This window comes from Paraburkholderia sartisoli, assembly GCF_900107685.1.
Lineage (GTDB): Bacteria > Pseudomonadota > Gammaproteobacteria > Burkholderiales > Burkholderiaceae > Paraburkholderia > Paraburkholderia sartisoli.
Window position 1 is genome coordinate 84483 of record NZ_FNRQ01000002.1, and the last position, 24367, is coordinate 108849.

At 63.0% G+C, this 24367-nt stretch carries 23 protein-coding genes; 14 read left to right on the plus strand and 9 right to left on the minus strand.

The genetic code is table 11. The annotated features are described in order from the left end of the window. Nucleotides 1-34 precede the first annotated feature (34 nt). The 7 genes from purD to rng all read left to right on the plus strand — a co-directional run bounded on the left by purD (nt 35) and on the right by rng (nt 6503). Nucleotides 35-1309: a phosphoribosylamine--glycine ligase gene (gene purD, locus BLV45_RS07570; RefSeq protein ID WP_090531441.1), complete on the plus strand. Its 1275-nt coding sequence runs from the start codon at nt 35-37 to the stop codon at nt 1307-1309. Nucleotides 1310-1654: 345 nt separating this feature from the next. Next, entirely contained in the window at nt 1655-2578 is a 924-nt protein-coding gene (gene hemF, locus BLV45_RS07575) for an oxygen-dependent coproporphyrinogen oxidase (RefSeq protein WP_090531445.1), read from the plus strand. 82 nt (nt 2579-2660) lie between these two features. Beyond that, nucleotides 2661-3341, plus strand: coding sequence for a nicotinate-nucleotide adenylyltransferase (locus BLV45_RS07580; RefSeq protein WP_245753187.1), 681 nt, complete (start codon nt 2661-2663; stop codon nt 3339-3341). A gap of 2 nt (nt 3342-3343) precedes the next feature. Further along, nucleotides 3344-3796: a ribosome silencing factor gene (rsfS, locus tag BLV45_RS07585; RefSeq protein WP_090531449.1), complete on the plus strand. Its 453-nt coding sequence runs from the start codon at nt 3344-3346 to the stop codon at nt 3794-3796. A 19-nt stretch (nt 3797-3815) separates the two neighbouring features. Further along, nucleotides 3816-4286 (plus strand): 23S rRNA (pseudouridine(1915)-N(3))-methyltransferase RlmH, encoded by a 471-nt coding sequence (gene rlmH / locus BLV45_RS07590; protein ID WP_090531451.1) that lies wholly within the window; start codon nt 3816-3818, stop codon nt 4284-4286. Between the two features lie 108 nt (nt 4287-4394). Then, nucleotides 4395-5024 (plus strand): Maf family protein, encoded by a 630-nt coding sequence (locus BLV45_RS07595; protein ID WP_090531453.1) that lies wholly within the window; start codon nt 4395-4397, stop codon nt 5022-5024. A 9-nt stretch (nt 5025-5033) separates the two neighbouring features. Continuing rightward, a complete protein-coding gene (gene rng / locus BLV45_RS07600; RefSeq protein WP_090531455.1) occupies nt 5034-6503 on the plus strand; it encodes a ribonuclease G in 1470 nt (489 codons plus the stop codon). A gap of 75 nt (nt 6504-6578) precedes the next feature. Here rng and BLV45_RS07605 read toward each other — a convergent pair whose 3' ends face one another. Beyond that, a complete protein-coding gene (locus tag BLV45_RS07605) occupies nt 6579-6857 on the minus strand; it encodes a BrnA antitoxin family protein (RefSeq protein ID WP_090531457.1) in 279 nt (92 codons plus the stop codon). Next, nucleotides 6817-7089: a BrnT family toxin gene (locus BLV45_RS07610; RefSeq protein WP_090531459.1), complete on the minus strand. Its 273-nt coding sequence runs from the start codon at nt 7087-7089 to the stop codon at nt 6817-6819. Before BLV45_RS07610 ends, BLV45_RS07605 begins: the two co-directional genes overlap by 41 nt. 385 nt (nt 7090-7474) lie before the next feature. On the opposite strand from BLV45_RS07610, the gene BLV45_RS07615 reads away from it, so the two are divergent. From BLV45_RS07615 to BLV45_RS07625, 4 genes are all read left to right on the plus strand, one after another. Then, nucleotides 7475-7759 (plus strand): hypothetical protein, encoded by a 285-nt coding sequence (locus BLV45_RS07615; protein WP_245753157.1) that lies wholly within the window; start codon nt 7475-7477, stop codon nt 7757-7759. A gap of 108 nt (nt 7760-7867) precedes the next feature. Further along, nucleotides 7868-8119: an ester cyclase gene (locus BLV45_RS07620; protein WP_281246309.1), complete on the plus strand. Its 252-nt coding sequence runs from the start codon at nt 7868-7870 to the stop codon at nt 8117-8119. An 83-nt stretch (nt 8120-8202) separates the two neighbouring features. Continuing rightward, the gene (locus BLV45_RS27445) at nt 8203-8373 is read left to right on the plus strand and encodes a hypothetical protein (protein WP_176954101.1); all 171 of its coding nucleotides are present in this window, start codon (nt 8203-8205) and stop codon (nt 8371-8373) included. 88 nt (nt 8374-8461) lie between these two features. Further along, the gene (locus tag BLV45_RS07625; protein ID WP_090532783.1) at nt 8462-8776 is read left to right on the plus strand and encodes a hypothetical protein; all 315 of its coding nucleotides are present in this window, start codon (nt 8462-8464) and stop codon (nt 8774-8776) included. Nucleotides 8777-8783: 7 nt separating this feature from the next. Here BLV45_RS07625 and BLV45_RS07630 read toward each other — a convergent pair whose 3' ends face one another. The 5 genes from BLV45_RS07630 to msbA all read right to left on the minus strand — a co-directional run bounded on the left by BLV45_RS07630 (nt 8784) and on the right by msbA (nt 15748). Continuing rightward, nucleotides 8784-10037 carry a glycosyltransferase gene (locus BLV45_RS07630; RefSeq protein WP_090531461.1) on the minus strand — a complete coding sequence of 418 codons (1254 nt, stop codon included), beginning with the start codon at nt 10035-10037 and terminating at the stop codon, nt 8784-8786. Further along, on the minus strand, nt 10034-11404 hold the full coding sequence (locus BLV45_RS07635) for an O-antigen ligase family protein (protein WP_143130395.1): 1371 nt from the start codon (nt 11402-11404) through the stop codon (nt 10034-10036). Before BLV45_RS07635 ends, BLV45_RS07630 begins: the two co-directional genes overlap by 4 nt. After that, on the minus strand, nt 11404-12534 hold the full coding sequence (locus tag BLV45_RS07640) for a glycosyltransferase family 9 protein (RefSeq protein ID WP_090531463.1): 1131 nt from the start codon (nt 12532-12534) through the stop codon (nt 11404-11406). Before BLV45_RS07640 ends, BLV45_RS07635 begins: the two co-directional genes overlap by 1 nt. 267 nt (nt 12535-12801) lie before the next feature. Then, nucleotides 12802-13917 carry a glycosyltransferase family 4 protein gene (locus BLV45_RS07645; protein ID WP_090531465.1) on the minus strand — a complete coding sequence of 372 codons (1116 nt, stop codon included), beginning with the start codon at nt 13915-13917 and terminating at the stop codon, nt 12802-12804. A gap of 37 nt (nt 13918-13954) precedes the next feature. Beyond that, on the minus strand, nt 13955-15748 hold the full coding sequence (msbA, locus tag BLV45_RS07650) for a lipid A export permease/ATP-binding protein MsbA (RefSeq protein WP_090531467.1): 1794 nt from the start codon (nt 15746-15748) through the stop codon (nt 13955-13957). Nucleotides 15749-16040: 292 nt separating this feature from the next. Here msbA and BLV45_RS07655 point away from each other — a divergent pair, with 292 nt between their 5' ends. Continuing rightward, entirely contained in the window at nt 16041-16802 is a 762-nt protein-coding gene (locus tag BLV45_RS07655; RefSeq protein ID WP_090531469.1) for a glycosyltransferase family 2 protein, read from the plus strand. Between the two features lie 163 nt (nt 16803-16965). On the opposite strand, the gene dnaE is transcribed toward BLV45_RS07655, so the two are convergent. Beyond that, on the minus strand, nt 16966-20520 hold the full coding sequence (gene dnaE / locus BLV45_RS07660) for a DNA polymerase III subunit alpha (RefSeq protein WP_090531470.1): 3555 nt from the start codon (nt 20518-20520) through the stop codon (nt 16966-16968). Nucleotides 20521-20851: 331 nt separating this feature from the next. Here dnaE and BLV45_RS07665 point away from each other — a divergent pair, with 331 nt between their 5' ends. Both BLV45_RS07665 and gluQRS read left to right on the plus strand, forming a co-directional pair. Further along, nucleotides 20852-21715 carry a sulfurtransferase gene (locus BLV45_RS07665; RefSeq protein ID WP_090531472.1) on the plus strand — a complete coding sequence of 288 codons (864 nt, stop codon included), beginning with the start codon at nt 20852-20854 and terminating at the stop codon, nt 21713-21715. A gap of 8 nt (nt 21716-21723) precedes the next feature. After that, nucleotides 21724-22674, plus strand: a complete 951-nt coding sequence (gene gluQRS / locus BLV45_RS07670; RefSeq protein ID WP_090531474.1) for a tRNA glutamyl-Q(34) synthetase GluQRS — start codon at nt 21724-21726, stop codon at nt 22672-22674. A gap of 118 nt (nt 22675-22792) precedes the next feature. Here gluQRS and BLV45_RS07675 read toward each other — a convergent pair whose 3' ends face one another. Further along, on the minus strand, nt 22793-24250 hold the full coding sequence (locus BLV45_RS07675; protein WP_090531476.1) for a DEAD/DEAH box helicase: 1458 nt from the start codon (nt 24248-24250) through the stop codon (nt 22793-22795). Between the last annotated feature and the right edge of the window lie 117 nt (nt 24251-24367).

Here is a 24367-nt window from a genome sequence, read left to right on the forward strand (position 1 = left end):
GGCCGTCATTGTTTTTTAGTATTCGGGGAATCACATGAAGTTACTTGTCGTCGGGTCCGGCGGTCGCGAACACGCGCTCGCATGGAAGCTCGCGCAATCGCCGCGCGTTCAGCTTGTCTACGTGGCGCCAGGCAACGGCGGCACCGCGCAGGACGAGCGTCTGCGCAACGTCGATATCACGGATCTCGACGAGCTGGCCGGGTTCGTCGAGAAAGAACAGATCGCCTTCACGCTGGTCGGGCCGGAAACGCCGCTCGCCGCCGGTATCGTCAATCTGTTCCGTTCGCGTGGCCTGAAGATTTTCGGGCCGTCGAAGGAAGCCGCGCAGCTCGAAAGCTCGAAGGACTTCGCCAAAGCCTTCATGAAGCGTCACGCGATTCCGACCGCCGAATACGAAACCTTCACCGATGTCGCCGCCGCGCACGCGTATCTGGATTCGAAGGGCGCGCCGATCGTCATCAAGGCCGACGGCCTCGCCGCCGGCAAGGGCGTCGTGGTCGCGACCACGCTCGAGGAAGCGCACGCCGCCGTCGACATGATGCTGTCCGGCAACACGCTCGGCGACGCCGGCGCGCGCGTCGTGATCGAGGAATTCCTGGAAGGCGAGGAAGCGAGCTTCATCGTGATGGTCGACGGCAAGCACGTGCTGGCGCTCGCGTCGAGCCAGGATCACAAGCGCCTGCTGGACGCCGATCAGGGCCCGAACACGGGTGGCATGGGCGCCTATTCGCCCGCGCCGATCGTCACGCCGCAACTGCACGCGCGCGTGATCCGCGAGATCATCCAGCCCACCGTGCGCGGCATGGAAAAAGAAGGCATCCGGTTCACCGGCTTCCTCTACGCCGGCCTGATGATCGACGCACAGGGCAATCCGAAGACGCTCGAATTCAACTGCCGCATGGGCGACCCGGAAACACAGCCGATCATGGCGCGTCTGAAGGGCGATTTCTCGAAGGTCGTCGAGCAGGCGATCGCGGGCACGCTCGACACGGTCGAACTGGAATGGGACCGGCGCACGGCGCTTGGCGTCGTGCTGGCCGCGCACAACTATCCGGACACGCCGCGCAAGGGCGACCGCATCAGCGACATTCCCGCTGAATCCGCCGATTCCGTGACGTTCCACGCCGGCACGACGCTGAAAGACGGCAAGCTGACGACATCGGGCGGACGCGTGCTGTGCGTGGTCGGGCTCGCGGATTCGGTACGCAGCGCGCAGTCGGTGGCCTACGAAACGATCAACCAGATCTCGTTCGACGGCATGCAGTATCGTCGCGACATCGGTTATCGCGCAGTCAACCGCAAGCACTGAAACCGCACCGCGACATGGCGCGCTTCGCGGGTAACGCTACACTTCGGGATGTCCCGCAGCGTGGCGGCGTGACCGGAAGCGCGCCGGGCGAACCGTCGCAAGGCCACCTGGGCTGCAACCCGAATGAGCGGCTCGGGCCGGCGTCAGGTCTGGTTTCATAGCGGGTGTCCCGCCCGGGGCGAGGCCCGCCCGACTCGCCACACACATTGACGGGCTCTTTGCCGGGCCCGGTTTCAGGCGCTTTTTCAGGCTGTTTTGCGGATAACGTTGCGGGCGCCCCGGCCCGTCCCGTCGCCGCCCACTCATGAACCCGCGGCCTGACGATCCGGCCGCCGACCAGCATCCATGACCGATTCAACCTGTGACGTACAGGCCGTCCGCGTGTGGCTCGAAAGCCTGCAGACGCGCATCGCCGACACCCTCGGCGCCTTCGACGGCAAGCCCTTCGCGACCGACGCATGGCAGCGTGCGCCCGGCGAAAAGCTGCGCGGCGGCGGCGTCACGCGCATTCTCGAAGGCGGCAACTTCTTCGAGCGCGCGGGCATCGGCTTTTCGGACGTCGCCGGCGACGCGCTGCCGGGCTCGGCCAGCGCGGCGCGCCCGCAGCTTGCCGGACGCGGTTTCGAGGCGATGGGCGTGTCGCTCGTGCTGCATCCGCACAATCCGTATTGCCCGACAGTCCACATGAACGTGCGCATGCTGATCGCGACGAAGGCGGGCGAGGCGCCCGTGTTCTGGTTCGGCGGCGGCATGGATCTGACGCCCTACTACGGTTACGAGGAAGACGCCCGGCACTTTCACACGGTCTGCCGCGATTCGCTCCAGCCTTACGGCGCGGACCTGTATCCGCGCTTCAAGCAATGGTGCGACGACTATTTCTTCCTCAAGCATCGCAACGAGCCGCGCGGCATCGGCGGAATTTTCTTCGACGATTTCGCCGAACCGGGCTTCGAGCGCTCGTTCGAGATGGTGAAAAGCGTCGGCGATGCGTTCCTGAGCGCGTATCTGCCGATCATCGAAAAACGCCGTTCCCAGCCGTATGGCCAGGCCGAGCGCGAATTCCAGGCGTATCGACGTGGCCGTTACGTCGAATTCAACCTGGTCTTCGACCGTGGCACACTGTTTGGGCTGCAAAGCGGCGGACGCACCGAATCCATCCTGATGTCGATGCCGCCCGTGGTGAACTGGCGCTATAACTGGCAACCCGAACCCGGCACGCCGGAAGCGCGCCTGTATTCCGATTTTCTCGTGCCGCGCGAGTGGGTTTGAGGCGGGCCCGCGCCCGCCATCCAGCCTGCACGCATCGTCACGAAAGGACCCGCACCTGAATCCGAACGCTCATCCTGTCGCGCTGCCCCGCCGGATCGGCCTGCTCGGCGGCACCTTCGATCCGGTCCACGACGGCCACCTCGCGCTCGCACGGCGTTTCGCCGACGTGCTGGGCCTGACGGAGCTCGTGCTGCTGCCCGCCGGCCAGCCGTGGCAGAAAGCGGGCGTGTCGGCGGCGAAACACCGGCTTGCGATGACGCGCGCGGCCGCTCGCTCGCTCGTGCTGCCCGGCGTGCGGGTGAGGGTCGCGACCGACGAGATCGAGCACGCGGGCCCGACCTACACCGTCGACACGCTGCAGCGCTGGCGTGAGCGGGAAGGCGCGAACGCGTCGCTGTCGCTGCTGGTGGGCGCCGACCAGCTCGTCCATCTCGACACGTGGCACGACTGGAAACGGCTCTTCGACTACGCGCACATCTGCGCGGCGACGCGGCCCGGTTTTGAATTGACGACGATCCCGCCAGTGGTGGCCGACGAGATCGCCGCGCGCAAGGCCAGCGCGGAAGTTTTGCAGGGTACCCCCTGCGGCCATCTGCTGATCGATACGACGCTTGCGTTCGACGTTTCGGCCACCGACATCCGCTCGCACCTGCGCGAGCGGCTCCAGCACCACGCGGGCGGCAACACCCAGGACATCGCCGTGAGCCATGTCCCTGAAGCCGTGTGGGACTATATTCTTCAACATCATCTGTACCATCGGTAAACATGGATATTCGCAAACTGCAACGCGTGATCGTCGACGCCCTCGAAGACGTGAAAGCGCAAGACATCAAGGTGTTCAACACCACCCATCTGACCTCGCTGTTCGACCGCGTGATCGTCGCGAGCGGCACGTCGAACCGGCAGACCAAATCGCTCGCCTCCAGCGTGCGTGAGAAGGTCAAGGAAAACGGCGGCGACGTGATCAGCACTGAAGGCGAGGACATCGGCGAATGGGTGCTGGTCGATTGCGGCGACGCGGTCGTACACATCCTGCAACCGGCGCTGCGCCAGTACTACAACCTCGAGGAAATCTGGGGTGACAAGCCGGTGCGCATCAAGCTGTCGACGCCGAACCCGTTCGGCGGCGCGCGTGCAAGCGAGCCGCTCGACGACGAGGAAGAAGACGAAGCGCCGGCAGCGAAGCCCGCACGCAAGGCGCCGGCACGTCGTCGCTGAGCGCCGGCAGGAGCCTGCGGTGAAGCTGCATATCCTCGCTGTCGGCCACAAGATGCCCGACTGGATCGCGACCGGCTTTGACGAGTACACGAAGCGCATGCCGCCCGAGCTGCGCATCGAGTTACGCGAGATCAAGCCCGAGCAGCGCTCGTCTGGCCGTCCGGCCGGGAGCGTGATGGCCGCCGAGCGCGTGAGAATCGAAGCCGCGTTGCCGAAGCACGCGCGCATCGTCGCGCTCGACGAACGCGGCCGCGACTGGACCACGATGCAGCTGGCGGGCGCCCTGCCCGGCTGGCAGCAGGATGGGCGCGACGTCGCGTTTCTGATCGGCGGCGCAGACGGGCTCGATCCGGATCTGAAGGCGCGCGCCGACATCATGCTGCGCGTTTCGAGCCTCACGCTGCCGCATGCGATGGTTCGCGTGCTGCTCGCCGAACAGCTTTACCGCGCGTGGACCATCACGCAGAATCACCCCTATCACCGCGCGTGAGCGCGAGGCGACCGGCAGCCGACGATCCCCATCCCACAGTGTGACGATCTCGCTTCGCTCCGGTCGCCTGCGCGCCCCACAAGCGATTGGCCTTCACGAGATCCGTTCATGACATCGTCGTCCGCTGCGTCTTATCCGTTCGTTTATCTCGCTTCGCAAAGTCCGCGCCGCCAGGAGCTGCTCCAGCAGCTCGGCGTGCGTTTCGAACTGCTGCTGCCCCGCCCCGATGAAGACGCCGAGGCGCTCGAAGCCGAGCTGCCCGGCGAGCGCGCGCATCATTACGTGATGCGCGTGTGCGTCGCGAAAGCGCAGGCGGCGCGTGCGCGGCTTGTCGCGGGCGGCCATGCGGGCGCGCCGATTCTGGTTGCGGACACAACCGTCACCATTGACGACGCGATCCTCGGCAAACCCGCCGGCGCCGACGATGCCGTTGCGATGCTCACGCGTCTTGCCGGGCGCGATCACGAAGTGCTGACGGCCGTCGCCGTGGTGACCGCGGACGGCACGCTGCTGCCCGCCGTGCTGTCGACTTCACGCGTGCGCTTCGCGGCCGTCGGGGCCGATGCGCTGCGGCGCTACGCCGCCACCGGCGAGCCGCTCGGCAAGGCCGGCGCTTACGGCGTGCAGGGCCGCGCCGCGGAGTTTATCGAGCATATCGAAGGATCCTATTCAGGTATCATGGGTTTGCCGCTTTTTGAAACCGCCGCCCTCCTGCGCGCAGCGCGCATCGACTTCTAGAACAAGACCATGAATGAAGAAATCCTGATCAACGTCACGCCCCAGGAAACGCGCGTCGCGCTCGTCCAGCAAGGCGCTGTGCAGGAGCTTCATGTCGAGCGCACGCTCTCGCGTGGCCGCGTCGGCAACGTGTATCTCGGCAAGGTCGTCCGCGTGTTGCCCGGTATGCAATCCGCCTTCATCGATATCGGGCTCGAACGCGCGGCATTCCTTCACGTGGCCGACATCTGGCATCCGCGCCTCGCGGGCGAACCGCAGCATCAGGCGACGCATCAGCCGATCGAGAAGATCGTGTTCGAAGGCCAGTCGCTGATGGTGCAGGTCGTGAAGGATCCGATCGGCACGAAGGGCGCGCGGCTTTCGACGCAGGTCAGCATCGCGGGGCGCACGCTCGTCTATCTGCCGCAGGAACCGCACATCGGCATCTCGCAGAAAATCGAAAGCGAAGCCGAGCGCGAAGCGATCCGCGCGCGGCTCACCGCCGTGCTGCCGGTCGACGAGAAAGGCGGCTACATCGTGCGCACCATCGCCGAGGATTCGACCAGCGAGGAACTCGCCGCCGACGTCGCGTATCTGCGCAAGACGTGGACGACGATCGTCTCGCAAGGCCAGCGCATGCCGCCCACGAGCCTGCTGTATCAGGACCTGAATCTCGCGCAACGGGTGCTGCGCGACTTCGTCAACGACGAGACCTCGCGCATCCAGGTCGATTCGCGTGAGACGTTCCAGATGCTTGCCGAATTCGCGGCGGAATTCACGCCGGCGGTGTCGTCGAAGCTGCATCACTACACCGGTGAGCGGCCGCTCTTCGATCTCTACAACATCGAGACGGAAATCCAGCGCGCGCTGTCGCGGCGCGTCGATCTGAAATCGGGCGGCTATCTGGTGATCGACCAGACCGAGGCGATGACGACCATCGACGTGAACACAGGCGGCTATGTCGGCGCGCGCAACTTCGACGATACGATCTTCAAGACGAACCTCGAAGCGGCGCACACGATCGCGCGGCAATTGCGTTTGCGCAACCTGGGCGGCGTGATCATCATCGACTTCATCGACATGGAAAATCTCGAGCATCGCGACCAGGTGCTCGGCGAACTGAAGAAGGCGCTCTCGCGCGATCGCACGCGCGTGACCGTGAACGGCTTCTCGCAACTCGGTCTCGTGGAAATGACACGCAAGCGCACGCGCGAATCGCTCGCGCACGTGCTGTGCGAGCCGTGCCCGGTGTGTCTCGGCAAAGGTCAGGTGAAGACGTCGCGCACGGTGTGTTATGACGTGCTGCGCGAGATCCTGCGTGAATCGCGCCAGTTCAATCCGCGCGAGTTTCGCGTCGTCGCGTCGCAGCAGGTGATCGACCTCTTTCTCGAAGAAGAGTCGCAACATCTGGCGATGCTGATCGACTTTATCGGCAAGCCGGTGTCGTTGCAGGTGGAGTCGAATCTCAGCCAGGAGCAGTACGATATTGTGCTGATGTAACGGCCGTGTCCTCCGCCTCACTCACGGTTGTCGTGATGCCGTGTATCGACATCTTGCGTCTGCTGCGACTCACCGTCAGACATCAACCTCTTCCGGCCTGTGCGTTTTGAGCCAGTCGCGCACAGCGGCGTTGAGCCGCGTCTGCCAGCGCGGACCGGTCGCCTTGAAAGCCTCCAGAACATCATTGTCAAAACGGACAGTTGTCGCTGTCTTGTCACTGCCCTTCGGCCGACCCCGGCGCACCAGTTTCTCGCCGAAGTACTCGTCTGCCTGCTGAAAAAATTCGTCGGTCAGGTCCGGCGCGTCGTCAGGGTCAGTCCAGGCGGGCGGCGTAGCGTGCTTTTTCACGTTCATTTGCCTTCCTCATGCTGATGATGCGGCGCACCTCGCCGCGCGGAGTCCAGACCATTACAACCATGCGCCAGCCCAGCTTGCCAACCGTGGTGAAGCGCGTTTCGCTGTAGTCTTCGCGCAAGTCTTCGGCGGTGAATTGCCGACCCGCGAAGATCTCGGCGGCACGCGCGAAATCAAGGTCTCGTTCGACAAGGGTCTTGTCCCGCTTGACGGTGTCGAATTCGATCTGCATGGGATTTATTGTATTAACGTTTATTTGGCGGATCAAGACATATTTGTTAGTACAAAAATTTATTCGACTCTTCCCGAAACCGATCCTGTTCTTCGCCGTCACTGAGATAACAGCGAACCTGGATTGGCGTCCAGAATTGCAAAGACGGACAACCGTCGGCCCGAGTACTCTCTCACAATTCGCCGAAACACCACGAAGGCTATCCGGACCATGCCTTCAAGGTTTGCCATCATGCTGCGAGCCCCACGCACCGACATTCGGGCGATCCCGTACTGCTTTTTATCGAGATAGTTGGCAGAATGCGAAATCCGATCTACAGTAATCATCAGACGTAAAGCAAAACAGGTCACCGACCAACATAAATGAAAGCGTCACGGGGGCTCACATGATGACCTTGATCGACCAGGACATCGCGCATATCACGCGCGTGATGCGGCCATCGTTGCATGGAGACCTCGGCGGGCCCATTCTGCCGCCCGCCTACTGGCGAAAGCGCCTTTACCGGCTGCTCGACACCGAACATCTTTCCAAAGCCCAGCTCTGCTCGATCGACAGCCTGCTGCTGCAACTGGAAGAGTTCGTCCGCGCCGGCACGCCCTACCGCGCGGATGCAGCGACGGGTCTGTCCGGGAACGTTGAGATTCCGGGCGAACTCGTCAGTCAAAGCTAGTTTCGTGCGGGTTGCTGTCATGCCGTTTGTCACAACGGCAGGCACTGATATCTTCAAATTTTCATAGATAATCCTTCAATCTCTCGTCTGATTATCAAACCAGACTGACTGTCCGAAAATGCGTTCGCCGTCTGCCGGACGGTCGCCCGCAGGACCCTGGTGGCCGGCGATCGGGCATCGGTCCAACTGCACTTTCGCGGACATTTCACCGGCCAGTTCCAGAACGTCAGGGGCGATGGCCAGACCGTCGATTTTCAGGCGTTCGATCTGTATCGCGTGAAGGGTGGCCAGATCGTCGAAAACTGGCATCTCGAAGACAACCTGACCCTGTTGAAACAGCTGGGTATGGTCAAGCCGTGATTCAGCGCATGGCCCAGGCGGCGTTCGTTTCCCCGTGGATCACCTAGAATTCTTGCATGAGGTCGATCTGGACGGAGGCTGCCATGGCTGAATCGATGGTCAGCATCGTGGTGGGGCTGGCGGCGATTGTCGTCGCCGTATTGCTGGTTGCGTCACGCTACCGGCGCGAACACCGGGCGCTTCACGAAGTGCATCACGCGCGCACCCGGCTCGACGGGCACCGGCTGTGGGATCGCATGCGCCACCGGCATTGACGCGGTGCGCGAGCCCGACCGGAATCGCACGGCCCGAAGCGGGTCGCATCACATCACGTCGAGAAAGGCAGCCCGGATGGAGGCCAACATGTCCGACGAACACGCACCCTGGCAGGTTGTCGAGTACGAGGGCTTCGAGATTCACGCGGCGCCGTATGCGAAAGAGCAGCACGAAAGCGAGCCGCAGCGACCACCTGGACCGTATGTGTACGTCGGCTACGTGTGTCACCCGGGCGCCGATCCGGCGATTCCCGGGCATGCAGTGCCCTTTCACGCGGATGGGGAAGAAACGTTCGCAACCCTTGAAGAGGCGCTAGCCGAGGCGATTCACGTCGGACGCAGTATCGTCGACGGCACGCATCCGGATCTGTCGGTGTTGCCGCTGGTGACGGGTGGGGTGTGAAACCACCCTAGCTGACCGAAACCTGTCTCGTAGTTCCGTGCGAAGCCAGCAGTTGTCGCGCCAGCGCGAGCATCCGCTCATTCGCGGGCAGGGCGCTGAACGTTTCCACTTTCGCACGCGCATGCCGGGTGAGCGAAGTTCGCAGATCGTTGTCCGTCAGCAGACGTTCGATTGACTGAGCCATGCCCTCGACGTCACCCACCGTCACGAGGAGCCCGGCGTTGCCCCCATCGAGCTGATCACGCGGCCCTGTCGGACAATCCGTCGAGATGACCGGCGTGCCGAGCGCCATCGCTTCACTCAGCACCATGGGAAGCCCTTCGTAGCGACTGCTCAGCACCAGCATTTCAGCCTGTCGGATATGCGGAAACGGATTCCCGCAAAAACCCAGAAAATGTACCGACGCGCGAATCCCGAGTTCATCGACGAGTTGCTCCAGCACCCCCCGATCACGCCCCTCGCCTATCAATACCAGATCAACGGGCTCCAGCATTCGCGTACGCGCCTGTGCGTAAGCACGCAGCAATGTCCGGTGATCTTTCTGTCCTTCGTCCAGCCTCGCCACGGACACGATGAACCGCTCCGCTGCCTTATCAACCGCCGCGCGCGCGTTGCGACGGATCGCTTCCAGATCGATCACATTGGGCAGTTCCAAGATCGCGAGGCCGGTCGAGGCAAGCAGATCGGTCGCCTCGCGAAACATATCCGGCGTCAACACGGCGAATGCTGAGTACCGCAAATATTGACGGATGCGCCGCGCGCGATATCGCGCGCTCTTGCTACCGAGCCGCGTCGCGAGGCTGAAGTGGCTGACGCCGAACCACGGAAGATCGCCACTGCCCGCCAGGTGCCGTAGCGAAAAATCGAAGTCGCACACGATATCGTGTTCACCCGCGATCTCGCGAAATCGCTTTCCGGCCAGTGGTCGAATCGCGGCATAGGTGAGCAACTTGTGCAGCAGCTTTTTGCCGCGGCCGAGTTTGCGCCCGCGCGCTTCGTCATGCCACGCATGCATCCACCTCTGCGACGCCAGTACGTGTACCGGTACGTCTTCAGGAATCGAACGCGCACGCCAAGAGGCAAGTTCATCGGTCGGATATCCGACCGACAGGCTGGGCGAAAAATAGCGCCGGTCGAGCATATTGAGCCACGATAGCAGCGCGGTCTCTGTACCGCCGTTGCCGAAGTCGTTGATGTGAAACAGGACGCGCAATGGTCGCTCAGGCGGTGCCGAATCGTGGCCGGTGGTACTGTATTTCATGCGTCAGACCCGTGTGAACCGTTTTGATGCGTCGCGATGAGAAGCGGCCCTTTTTCCTGCATCGTCGGTCGCCCCGTCCGCATGGAAACGGGCGATGCGGACCGTGCAGACGGAAGAAGATGCGCCTTCCGCTCGCCACTACCGAGTAGCAGACCGGCGAACGACCAGAAAGCAAGCATCGTCGTCTGCCACATGAAGTCATCGGTGAAATTTTTGACGACCATCCCGGCCACCAGCGCGATCCCGGCTGCGCACACCCACGGCGCAGTCAGCCGGAACCGCCAGAAGCGCCGCACGAGACACAGCAGCAGCAAGCTCTGCAACACCACACCGATCACACCAGTCTGCAGCCACGTATTCAGAAAGAGATTGTGCGCATGAGTGGGCGCCAGCGGCTCGATGTTTAGCAGGCTCGCCGGCATCTGTGCGCGGTACACCATACCTGGCAACGGCTTGCCAAACCCGATGCCGGTCCATGTGTGCGATTCGCCCACCGCACCGTAGAAAGCCCACAACTTCGGACGCGTATCCGAAGAGAGCGTGTCGTCGATTCCAGATAGCGACGCCGGCACATAGAACGTGTGCCCATCCAAGACGAGCACGTGCTGCTCCGGCGGCGGTGCGGCATTGCCAAAACGCAGCCGCGCGCTTAGCTCCAGCGTACCGACACCAGCGGCGGCAACCGCCAGCATAAGAACCAGTGCGAGCAGCACCCGTTTGCGGTACAGGGGAAACAGCGCGATCAGAAGCGTCACGGCGACGGCTGGCCAGAAGAATCGATTGAGCGTCGCCAGCCCGATGAACAGACACGCGACGACGCCCAGCGCGCCAGTCAGACGCCAGCGCCACCCCAGCATCAGGCCAGCAAACACGGGGATAGCGAACATTGCGAGCGTACTCGTGTGGCCGACACGGTTGTAGTAATGCAGCGGGAACGTCATCGGCGTCGGTGGCTGCAAGTGCCCCCAGTTGAGCGCACTCATGATCGCGAGCAACAGGCATGCGACCCAGGTGACTAGCGCGAGACGCGCCGGCTGCTCCGCCCGCGACCCGACCAGCCAGAAAGCCCAGAACGCAACGAGCGGATACAGCACTTCGTCAAACCATGCATGCAGACTGACCTCCGGCCAGGCCGACCATGCGACCGCACCAGCGGTCCACGCCGCCCACGCGAGCACTGGAACCATCAGCGGCCAGCGCAGCACGGACGGACGATCAGCCGAAAAGGCAGCGCCAAGCGTGCCGATCGCCAGCACGACCAGGGCCACGTTGACGATGCCCGTCATATGCCCAAACATCACTACAAACAGGATGACCGGGCAGGCGATCCAGAGCGCCTGCCCGACGCGCATGGACGGATTTTTCATCAGGATTTCACCAGAACACTTCGCAGTGCATTACACACCGATTCGACCGAAAGGCGGTTCATACAGTCCGTGTAATTACCGTCCAATGCGACGCAGGTTGTCTCGCTGCGGTCGCAGCGGCGGACCCACGCGACCTTTCGACGAAAGATGAATGGCTGGTCGCGGCATGACATATCGGCAATGGTGACGGAAACGAAAGGCGCGTCGCGCCAGTATTGCCCGGCACCATGGATGGACGCATTGCCCGGTCCAAACAGCGCAACCGCTGGCACCCCGACGATGCGCGCCAGATGCGCGACCCCGGTATCGGGACAGACGATCGCCGCCGCCCCGGCATACAGATGCCATAATTCTCCGAGTCCAAGCTGCCCTGCCAGGTTCGGATGTGACGGGTCGGGATCGATATTGCCAATTAGATCGACCTCACGCGGGCCACCGCTCCACACTGGGACATAGCCGAGCGACACAACGAACTGCGCGAGCTCACGCCACCGGTCTTGCGGCCAGCGCTTCACGCCCGTGCTTGCGCCGGGATGCAGCACAACATAGCGGCGATCGGGAAAGGCCGTTGCATTCGGCAGTGCGGTATACGGTGGCGCGGGCCAGTCCGCAGGCTGGAAAGGACGCGGCGGCGGCCCCTCGATCAGATCGGTCGTGAGGTCGGCCCACGCGGCAGGCGTGACGGGATAAGGCACAGCCTCGTCCACGGGCCAATTCTTCCAGGCCGGCACGTCGCCATCATGCGCGACGATCCAGCGACATCCCGCGCCGAGCGCAATCCAGGAAAACCGGTTATCTCCCGCGACGATCCCCAGATCGTAAGGACCCGAACCCAGTACCGCCGTGACGGTCGACGAATCACGTGGATCGAACGGCATGACGTCCACGTCGAAAGGCCGACCCGCATAGATCGGGACAATGGGCTTTGGGCAAAGCAGGACGATCTGCGCGAGTGGATACAAGGCGCGCAGCTTTGCGATAAGCGGCGTGAGCAGCAGCGTGTCGCCAAGCAGCAGATGATGCGCGATCAGAATGCGTTGCAACCTGGCCGGTCTGCGACGCAGCGGCTTAAGCGCAAGCCTCGGCAAGGCCCGCGCGAATACGCGAATACGTCCGGGAAGTCGACTCATCGTGTCATGAAAGGGCTGGTGCCGGGCTCGCTCCCGATGCCTTCATGTTGCCGGACAAGGCCGCATGCGCAGGCAGGATATCGAGTGGATTGATTTTTGTAGATCACATCCGATGGCACAGTGCCGGCAAATGTCATAGCGGGCGTAAACCGGGAATCAAGGCGCCATTGCCCGCGCTGCCACCGGTAAACAAGGCGGGTCAACACGGCCCTTCTGGGCAATCTCAAATTGTAACATGTGACCCTTGGCACCTTGCCGTACTAAAGGTCAGCAACGAGCGAGCCCCGTTGCACCTTTTCTGGCGTCGATGTCTTTTGCCAGCGCCAGCAGCGCTTCGACGTGGCTGGTCACGCTCGCGTCGTAGAGTACGGGGCTGGCGGATCCGCTGGTTGCGCCGCTCATCAGTGAGCTCACCTGTGGTCTTTCCGCACGGTGTTGCAAAACAGCACGCTCGATTGCCGCGCACAAGCCCGACTTGCTGTCCGGCTCGAAAATGAACTTTGCGTGAGCCGCAATCGCGTCAACGCAGCCGATGCTCGACGGAAAGATCACCGGTGTACCGCACATCACCGACTCCACACCCACAAGACCAAAAGGCTCGTACTTCGACGCGAGAATCGTAAAGTCGGCGGCACGGTACGCGTCTTCCAGATTCTTGACATAGCCGATGTAGCGCACCCGCCCGGACGTCCGTTCGGGTGGCCGCCCTGCGACAGCGACAACCACCGGCAGCGAGGTATCAAGCAACGCGGCTTCGATCAACGGCAGGCCTTTGCGCTCATGGCTGCTGGATGGAAAAAGCAGCACGATTTCATCGTCGGCGAAGCCAAATCTGCGACGTAGTTCGGCGCGCCGCTGTGGATCCACGGGTGCAAAACGCGCGCCGTCGACCGGCGGGTATAGCACGCTGATTCTGGCTTCATCGATGCCGTAGAGTTCGTGCAACTCGTCGCCCATCAACTTCGAATGAGCGACGATCACGCTCGCCTGCTCGTACTGGCGACGCTCCAGCGCGATCTGCAAGCGATCCGAGCGGCGCGCCTGACGGCCCGTCGCGCGAAGGAAACCCAGATGGGTGCCCCCGCATATTGCAATCTCGGACGTATCGACGCGATTGCAGCCGATAAGCACATCGACCGGTTCCGCGCGGCGCGCTCTTCGAAGTCGCCAGGCGAACCAGCTGTCGCGCAACTTGCCCGGAAGAAATGAGACATTAATACGGTGCGGCTTGACCAGTCTGCTTTCCGGTATCGACATGTCGAACCGGCGCGCGAAAAATACCGGTTCGATGCCCACCGCGGCGAGGCCGCGAACGACATCCATCGCGTAACGCTCGAGGCCGCCGCTGTGTTTCAGGGCGTTGCTGGAGATGCCGATCTTCATGGCTGGCACCCGCGTGCTGACTTGCTCACGCGCCCTCTCACGCTACATCCTGCTGGAACTGGATGCGATGCAGATGCGCATACAGGCCGCCGTGCGCGAGCAACTCGCGGTGGCTGCCCCGCTCGACGATACGTCCTGCTTCCATCACCAGAATCCGGTCGGCGCGCTCGATGGTCGACAAACGGTGCGCAATCACAAGTGTGGTACGGCCCTTCATTAAGGTTTCCAGCGCCGCCTGCACGTGACGTTCGGATTCCGAATCCAGCGCCGAGGTGGCTTCGTCGAGGATCAGGATCGGCGCGTCCTTGTAGATCGCACGCGCGATCGCCAGACGTTGCCGTTGACCGCCCGAGAGCATCATGCCGTTGTCACCGACCAAAGTATCGATGCCATGGGGCATCGCCTCGACCGTGTCCCACAGGTTGGCCGCGCGCAACGCCGCCTTGACCTTGTCCGGATCGGCCGTCTGGCCATAAGCGACATTGTTCGCCACCGTGTCGTTGAACAGCACCACGTCCTGGCTCACCATTGCGATCTGGCTGCGCAGCGCGTGCAGATCGTATTCCGGCAATGCGACGCCGTCGACCAGTATCTCGCCGCCGGTCGGATCGAAAAAGCGCGGCAGCAGATTTACCAGCGTCGTCTTGCCGCTGCCCGACGGGCCTGCGAGTGCCACCATTTCGCCTGGCGCCACCCTGAACGACACCTGGTCGAGCGTGTGACGGTTGTGCGTGGCATTGCTGCCGTACATGAACGACACGTCGCGGAATTCCACTTCGCCTCGGGCGCGATCGAGCAACTTGCCGCCGCCCTCCGGTTCAGACGGCTCGTCGATCAGGCCGAAAATCAGTTCGCACGCCGTCATGCCGCGTTGCAGCGGCTGGTTCACGTCCATCAGGTGCTTCAGCGGCGAAATGATCAGCAGCATCGACGTGACGAATGCGACAAAACCGCCGACAGTGGTTTGATCCGACGACGACTGCACTACCGCGATCGTAATCACCACGGCGAGCGCGATCGACGCAAGGAACTGCGTCAACGGTTGCGCGAGGCCGCCAGAGATCGTCATACGCATCGCGTAACCGCGCAGACGCTTGCTCATTGCCGTAAATCGGTCCGTCTCGTACTGCTCGCCGTTGTGTACCTTGACGACCTTGTAGCCGCCCACCGTCTCTTCGACGATATATGACAGTTCGTTGGTCAGCAGTTGATGCTCGCGGTTCAGCCGTCGCAAACGGCGGTTGATCTTACCGACCAGCCAGCCGATCCCCGGCAGCAACACCGCGACGATCAGCGTCAGGCGCCAGTTCAGATAGAACAGATAGCCAAGCAGGAAAACTACTGTCAGCGAATCGCGCACCAGCGTGACCATCACGCTCAACAACACGTTGAGAATCTGGTTCACCTCGAAGACGATCGCGTTGATCACCGTGCTCGCGGTTTCGCGCTGGAAGAAAGCCACACTCGTGTGAATCATGCGATTGAACATCTTCAGCCGCAGTTCGAGCAGGATCTTGTTTGACACGTACGCGAGCAGATAGCCAGACGCGTATTGCGACACACCGCGAATCAGCGCGAGACCGATGACGGCGACCGGCACGAACCACCTGGCGTTGTCGCTGGCATGCGCACCGAAGCCCTTGTCCAGCAGCGGTTTGAGCAACGCGGGAATCGCCGCATCAGTCGCGGCGCTCGCTGCCATTGCGACGATCGCGCCGACCACTACCCACATCAGCGGCTTGATATACGGCCACAAGCGTCGAAAGACGACGGCAGGCGACGATGCCTCACCTGAACCGATGGGTTTGCTTAACGTTGGCTTCGCGCTCAAGGAATCCTCTGAGAATGCGGGACAGCATCCGCGCAGCGAACGGAATGCCCGACGCGCAAAATATCAAAAAACAGTATTGTAAACGGTTGAGAATGACGACCGGAAGATATGGGACGGACGGATCTGGCCGAGCGGCTGGCTGACGAACGAAGGGGCGCAAACGCTGAAGAAGGACCAATCGCAAACGCCTGGTGCCTTCCCCCTCGATTTGTGCCGTTTCGAACGTTGCGAATGCGCTGTGTATACTTGTGCGACCCATTCCGTCACCCCGCACCCTCCACGCAAATCCGGTATGCAAGAAACCACCCTAGGTGTCGCCATCATCACAAAAAACGCGGCGGCGCGACTGGCCGAATGCCTTCAGGCCGTGGCCTTCGCCGATCAGATCGTCGTGATCGACGGTGGCAGCACCGACGGTACAGTTAACATCGCCCGTGCATACGGCGCCCGCGTACTCGATCAAACCGACTGGCAGGGCTTCGGCCCGCAAAAAAACCGTGCCGTGGCCGCGCTCACCACCAACTGGATTCTCTCGATCGACGCCGACGAAATCGTCTCGCCGGAACTGGCCGCGGCGATCCGCGCGGCGCTGGCAGCGCCCACCGCCGATGTCTACGCGGTGGACAGGCTATCGAGCTTTTGCGGCCACTGGATTCATCACAGCGGCTGGTATCCGGACTGGATTCCGCGTCTGTTCAAGAGCGGCGTTGCCCATTTCTCTGACGACCTCGTGCATGAGCGCCTGGTGTTCGACGCACCGGTACAGCAACTGACCGGCAAGCTGATGCACTATTCCTACGAGGACTTCGAAAGCGTATTGCGCAAACTCGACGCGTATTCGACAGCGGGTGCGCAGCAACGTCATACAGCGGGCAAGCGCGGCAGTTTCGGCATGGCACTCGGGCGGAGTGCCTGGGCGTTCGTGAGGACTTACGTACTGCGGCGTGGATTTCTCGACGGGCGCGCGGGCTTCATGATTGCGCTCTTCAACGCGGAGACTGTGTACTACCGGTTTTTGAAGCTGTCGCGGCTGGGAAAGAAGACGCAGCGATAGCAGCCGGGGTTCGTTGACGGGAGCCGATCGCTCGTTGCCGGCACCCTGCATCCGCTTGCCACGTGCAAGCAACAAATAACATGGGCGGAACGCCCATCACGCATGACCACGGCTCGCCACCGGTTTTGCCCATTCGAATCGCACGGGCAACCCGGCCATCCCATCAATACACAATCTCAATCGAACTACCCGCGAACTCACCGCGCAACGCCGCGATGAGTTCGTCTGTCGGCTTGACGCGCCAGGCGTCGCCCAGACGCACTTCGCCTTCCGCGTGCTCGCTGCGATAGACGACCTGCACGGCGAGGCCGTTGGGTATATGGACAGGCGTGCGCTGCCGGTCGCCGCCATAGCCACCGCCACCTCCGCTACCACCACGCCCGCCGCGCGCGGCGACCGGCGCGGCCTTCGCGGCCTCCTCGGGGCCTGCGCAATGGGCTTCCAGCACGCGACGCAGTGCGATCGCGTCTGCGTTCCCGTTCATCTCGACTTTCACCGCCTGCGCATAACGGCTCCGCGCGCGTTCGAGATCCATCACGGCATCGACCGTGAAACGAATGCCGCCTGTGAACGCGTCGTTGCGCGCCTGCCCTTGCACCACCAGTAGTTCATCTTCCTTGAAAAGCTGCTTGTGCGCCTCGAACGTTTCGTTGAACACCGTGACTTCGCACTGGCCGGTACCGTCATCCAGCAGCGCGATCAGCATCTTGCCGCGCTGGGTCATCTGCGTGCGCAGCGACGCGATCACGCCAGCCACCAGCTTGTCGCGCCCTTCCTTCAGCTCGCCGATCTTCTGGCGCACGAACCGGCGCACCTCGCCCTTGTATGCATCGAACAGGTGGCCAGACAAATAGAACCCGAGCGCGGCCTTTTCTTCCTGCAGCTTTTTCTTTTCCGCCCATGCCGGTTCATCGACAAGCTCATGACCTTGCGAAGGCTCGTCGCCCATGTCGAAGAGGCCCGCCTGCATCGCGTTGGCGCTCGCCTGGTCGGCGGCTTCCATGGCAAGCGACACCGACGCGATCAGCTGCGCGCGGTTGTCATGCAGCAGATCGAACGCACCCGCGCGTATCAGCGCCTCGACCGTGCGACGGTTCACCATCCGACGGTCGATACGGTTGCAGAAATCGAAGATATCGATGAACGGGCCGTCCTCACGCGCGCGAAGGATTTCTTCGATCGCGTTCTGACCGCTGCCCTTGATCGCGCCCAGACCATAGCGGATCGTTTTCGAGCGCTTGCCGTCGGCTTCCGCGACCGGCTCGAAGCGATACGCCGACTGGTTGATATCCGGCGGCAAGACCTTCATGCCGTTCGAGATGCAGTCTTCGAACAGGATCTTGACCTTGTCGGTGTCGTCCATGGCGAGCGACATATTCGCCGCCATGAATTCCGCCGGGTGATGCGCCTTCAGCCACGCCGTGTAGTACGCGAGCAGCGCATACGCGGCCGCGTGCGACTTGTTGAAGCCGTAGCCGGCAAACTTCTCCATCAAGTCGAAGATCTCGTCGGCCTTTTCGCCCGTCAGGCCGTTCTTCGCCGCACCTTCGCGGAACAACGCGCGGTGCTCGGCCATTTCCTCGGCCTTCTTCTTGCCCATCGCGCGACGCAACAGGTCGGCGCCACCCAGCGAATAGCCGCCGATGATCTGCGCCATCTGCATCACCTGCTCCTGGTAGACCATGATGCCGTAGGTCTCTTTCAGAACAGGTTCGACGCGCGGGTCCGGATACTCGACGACTTCGCGCCCGTGCTTGCGCGCGCAGAAGCTCGGGATCAGATCCATCGGACCCGGACGGTACAGCGCCACGAGCGCGATGATGTCCTCGAAGCGGTCAGGCTGCGCGTCCTTCAGCATGCCCTGCATGCCGCGGCTTTCCAGCTGGAACACCGCAACCGTATTGGCCTTCTTCAGGATCGAGAACGACGCCGGGTCGTCGAGCGGCACCTGCGCGAGCGACCAGTCCTGCTTCGATGGGTCCAGACGCCGGATGTAGCGCTCGGCCCAGTCGAGGATCGTCAGCGTGGTGAGGCCCAGAAAGTCGAACTTCACGAGGCCGACGGCTTCGACGTCGTCCTTGTCGTACTGGCTCACGACGCCACTCTCGTCGCCCTGCGTATACAACGGACAGAAATCGGTCAGCTTGCCAGGCGCGATCAGCACGCCGCCCGCGTGCATGCCGACGTTACGCGTCAGGCCTTCCACACGCTGCGCGAGTTCGAGCAGCTGGCGCACTTCGTCTTCGTTGTCGAAGCGCTCCTGCAGCAGCGGCTCTTCCTTCATCGCGTCGGCGATCGTGACGTGTTTGCCGGGCTTGAACGGAATCAGCTTGGCGATGCCGTCCGTGAACATGTAGCCAAGGTCGAGCACGCGTCCGATATCCCGCACCGCGGCCTTCGCAGCCATCGTGCCGAAGGTCGCGATCTGCGAAACCGCATCCGCGCCGTACTTCTGTTTCACGTACTGGATGACGCGGTCACGCCCTTCCTGACAGAAGTCGATATCGAAGTCAGGCATCGATACCCGTTCCGGATTCAGGAAACGTTCGAACAGCAGGTTGTAGCGCAGCGGATCGAGGTCGGTCACGCCCAGCGCGTACGCGACCAGCGAGCCCGCGCCCGAGCCCCGGCCCGGGCCAACCGGCACGCCATTGTTTTTCGCCCAGTTGATGAAGTCGGCAACGATCAGGAAGTAGCCCGGGAAGCCCATCTTGATGATCGTGCCGCACTCGAATTCGAGGCGCTGGAAATACGTGTCGCGCTGGGCCTCGCGTTCGGCCGGCTCCGGGTACAGCTGCTCGAGCCGCTTTTCGAGGCCTTCTTTCGAAAGCTGGACAAGATAGTCGTCGAGCGACATGCCATCGGGCGTCGGGAACAGCGGCAGCTTCGGCTTGCCGAGTTCGAGCGTCAGATTGCAGCGTTTCGCGATTTCGACGGTATTCGCAAGCGCCGATGGAATGTCCGCGAAGAGCGCGGCCATCTCTTCCTGCGTACGGAAATACTGGTCGGTCGTGAAGCGCTTCTGGCGGCGCGGATTGGCGAGTATGTCGCCCTCGGAAATACAGACACGCGCCTCATGCGCGGTGAAGTCGTCCGGCGTCATGTACTGTAGCGGATGCGTGGCGACGACCGGCAGTTTCAGCGCCGCCGCAATGGCGACGGCCTGCTGCACGTACGCTTCGCCGCCCGGCTGGCCGCAGCGCTGCAACTCGATATAGAAACCGCCCGGAAACAGTTTCGCCCAGCGTTGCGCATTGCGCTTCGCGGCTTCCTCGTTGCCCGCGGCAAGCGCAAGACCGATGTCGCCCTGCTGCGCGCCGGAGATCGCGAGCAGCCCTTCGCCCAGATCCGATTCGAGCCAGCTGACTTCAACTTCGGCACGGCCGCGATACTGGTTCGTAAGCCACGCCCTGGAAAGCAGCTCGCAGAGATTCAGGTAACCCTGCCGGTTCCTGACGAGCAGCAGCAGCCGCGAAGGCTTGTCGCGATCGTCGGGATTCGTGATCCAGACGTCGCAACCGGCAATGGGTTTGACGCCCTTGCCACGCGCTTCCTTGTAAAAACGAACGAGACCGAACGCGTTGCCGAGGTCGGTGAGTGCGAGCGCGCCCTGACCGTCCGCGGCAGCGGCCTTGACGATGTCGTCAAGGCGCACGATGCCGTCGGCAATCGAGAATTCGGAGTGGACGCGAAGATGGACGAAGCGGGGATCTGACATGGGTCACATTGTAACTCCACCCTCCCGAACATTTGAGCCGAAACCGGTGCGTTAGCCATCCGGCCAGGGGTGACGACTGCGCGCGCCCCGTCACGCGGGTCGTGACGCCTCGCGGCGGAGTCACCGGCATCCGCCTCGCCCGGCGTGGGCCCGGCAACTTGCGTTCGATCATTAGCCATTCGGCCAGCTTGCAGGCGTAATCACGGGATGAGGGATAATACGGGTTCAAGACTTCCTGCCGTGGCCGCGTGGCCTGCATCGGCCGCATCGCGCGAATTTCGCTACGAATGCGCGTTCAGCGCCGGCGGCCACCCATTACTGCTGGACCATCATGAGTATCGTTAATCTCGCTGCCTATCAATTCGCGACGCTGGACGACATCGTCGCGTGGCGCCCTCTCGTCACCGACCGCTGCAACGCGCTCGGCCTGCGCGGCACGATCCTGCTCGCGCCGGAAGGCATCAACCTGTTCGTGGCCGGCACGCCGGAAGCCGCGCGCGACTTCATCGCCTACCTTCGCCACGATCCGCTCTTCGAAGGCCGGTTCGCGGGCCTGCAGTTCAAGGAAAGCATTTCGGAAAAACAGCCGTTTCGCCGCATGCTGGTCAAGCTCAAGCGCGAAATCATCACGATGAAGAAACCGGCCATCCGCCCGGAACTCGGCCGCGCCCCGTTCGTCGATGCACCCACGCTCAAGGCGTGGCTCGACCGCGGCCATGACGACGCGGGCCGCCCGATTGTGATGCTGGACACGCGCAACGCGTTCGAAGTCGACGTCGGCACGTTCGATAACGCGCTCGATTACCGCATCACGAAGTTCAGCGAATTCCCGGAAGTCATCGAACAGAATCGCGCGGATCTCGAAGGCAAGACGGTCGTGTCGTTCTGCACAGGCGGGATTCGCTGCGAGAAGGCCGCGATCCACATGAAAGAAGTCGGGATCGAGAACGTCTACCAGCTCGAAGGCGGCATCCTGAAGTATTTCGAGGAAGTCGGCGGCGCGCACTACCACGGCGAGTGCTTCGTATTCGACTACCGCACGGCCCTCAATCCGCAACTTGAACCGACTGCAACGGCGCAGTGCTTCGGTTGCCGCGCGGTCGTCAGCCCGGAGGCGCAGAAGTCACCGCTGTACACACCCGGGAAAACCTGTCCCGAATGCCATCCCGAAAGGAATCGCGCACAGGCTGCGTAGTCGCGCAAATGACGGCGCCTGCTGAGGTCCTCGCAACCGGCACCGGGGTCTCGCCCCCAGCGTATCGAGGGCGCTTCGCCCCGTCACCCACCGGCCCGCTGCATTTCGGCTCGCTCGTGAGCGCGCTCGCCAGCTGGCTCGACGCCCGCGCGCATGGCGGTGCGTGGCTCGTCAGAATCGAGGACGTCGACGCACCACGCACCGTCCCTGGCGCGGCGCAGGATATCCTCGCCACCCTCGCCCGCTTCGGCATGCACGCGGATGAGCCGCCGGTGTGGCAAAGCGGGCGGCTCGAACGCTACCAGCAGGTGTTCGCGCAGCTCGACCATGACGGCTTCGTCTACCCGTGTGGCTGCACGCGCAGGGAAATCGCGGATTCGTTGCTCCACGCGCATGCGCGGCACACAACGCTCGCGTATCCCGGCACCTGCCGCGGCGGCCTGCACGGCAAGCCGGCCCGCGCGTGGCGCCTGAGGGTGCCGGACGGCGACGCGGCCATCATCACGTTCAATGACGTCTGGCAGGGCCTGCAAACCCAGAACCTGGCGACGGAAATCGGTGATTTCGTGCTGAAACGGGCGGACGGCCAGTGGGCCTATCAACTGGCCGTGGTCGCGGACGATGCGGACGCGGGCATCACGCACGTCGTGCGCGGCGCGGACCTGCTGGATTCGACCGCTCGCCAGATCTATCTGCAGCGTTGCATGGGCATATCGACGCCCTCGTACCTGCATGTTCCGGTCGTCACGAACGAACTGGGCGAAAAGCTGAGCAAGCAGACCGGCGCGATCGCGCTCGACGCGGACAATCCGCTCGTCGCGCTACACGCAGCAGCGGCGCATCTCGGTCTCGATATGGGAAACAACGTGCGAGGCGGATCGCTCGACACGTTCTACAAAAACACCACGAAGGCATGGTCCGGGCGCGTTGCGCAACTCGAAACGCGCGAACAGTCCTGAGCGCGCGACAATATCTGGAACATCGCAGCGCGCGACCTCTGCATCAGCGCAACGCGCTTTCACACAAACAGGAAAACCGCGAACGCAGGCTCGATGATCGACTATCGAGCCGAACGACTCAGGTCGATGTCGTCTTGCGCGGCATGCCGAAACCACCGAGCAACGCAGCCAGCGGTTGTCGCGAAGCGGGCTTCTGCGGCGAGGATGCGGGCTCGTCCTGCGTCTTCGTGGAAGGCGACGGCTCGTAGGGCTTGAGGAAGAAGTCGTCGACGGGCGGCGCCGCGTGGCGATGATGCGGGCGGTCGAACGTACCCGAAGCGCCCGTCGTGCGGCGACGCGCCGGACGTTCGTCGCGCTCGCGCCGGCCGCCCCGCTCTTCGTGATGATGACGCACGGGCACATCGACGTGCAGATGCTGCACGTCGAGCGGACGCTTGATCAGTTTCTCGATATCGGCCAGCTGCTTGCGCTCGTTCGGGCTGCACAGCGACAGCGCGTCGCCCGAGGCGCCCGCGCGGCCGGTACGGCCGATCCGGTGGACGTAATCTTCCGGGTTCCACGGCAGGTCGAAGTTGATCACGGCCGGCAGTTCCACGATGTCGAGACCGCGCGCGGCCACGTCGGTGGCCACCAGCGCCTCGATCTCGCCGCGCTTGAACGCGTCGAGTGCCTGCATCCGCTCGTTCTGCGTGCGGTCGCCGTGAATGGCGGTTGCCACCACGCCGTCGCGTTCGAGCGAACGGGCGAGACGGCTCGCGCCGATCTTGCTGTTACAGAACACGATCACCTGCTTCAGGCCGCGGTCGCGGATCAGCTTCACCACCGCGCCGGTCTTGTCGCCTTCCGCCACTTCATAAACCACCTGCGTCACGTTCGTCGCCGTCGAATTGCTGCGCGCGACTTCGATCGTCTGCGGATTGCGCAGATACGTCGCGGCCAGCTTCTTGATGTCGCCGGAGAACGTGGCCGAGAACAGTAGCGTCTGGCGCTCCTTCGGCAGCAGGTTCAGGATGCGCTGCAGGTCGGGCAGGAAGCCCATGTCGAGCATGCGGTCGGCTTCGTCGAGCACGAGCATCTGGACCTGGCCGAGGTTGGCCGTCTTTTGCTGGACGTGATCGAGCAGGCGCCCTGGCGTCGCGATCAGGATTTCCACGCCGCGCCGCAATTCGGCCGACTGCGGGTTCATGTCGACGCCGCCGAACACCACCGCGCTGCGCAGCGACGTGTGCTTCGCGTACGCCTGCACGTTCGCGGCGACCTGGTCGGCGAGTTCGCGCGTCGGCGTGAGAATCAGCGCGCGCACCGGATGGCGCGCGGGCGAGGCGCTCGTGCTGGCCTGCGGCAACAGACGCTGGATGATCGGCAGCGAAAAGCTCGCGGTCTTGCCGGTTCCCGTCTGAGCCGCGCCCATCACGTCGCGGCCTGCGAGTACAACTGGAATGGCTTGCGCCTGGATCGGCGTCGGCGTCGTGTAGCCCGAGTCCGTGATGGCCTTCAGGATATCGGCGTGAAGGCCGAACTGGTCGAAGGTCGGTGTCGGTGTATCGGTACTGGGCGTGACGTCTGTGTCGGACATGGTGGCTTTCGCTAAAAATGCGCCTGCGGCTAGGCGTGGCAGCGGGCAAAGCCGCGGAGGACATCAGGATGAAGGCGGAGCCACGGCATGCCGCACGGGACCCGGAAATCAGGAGAA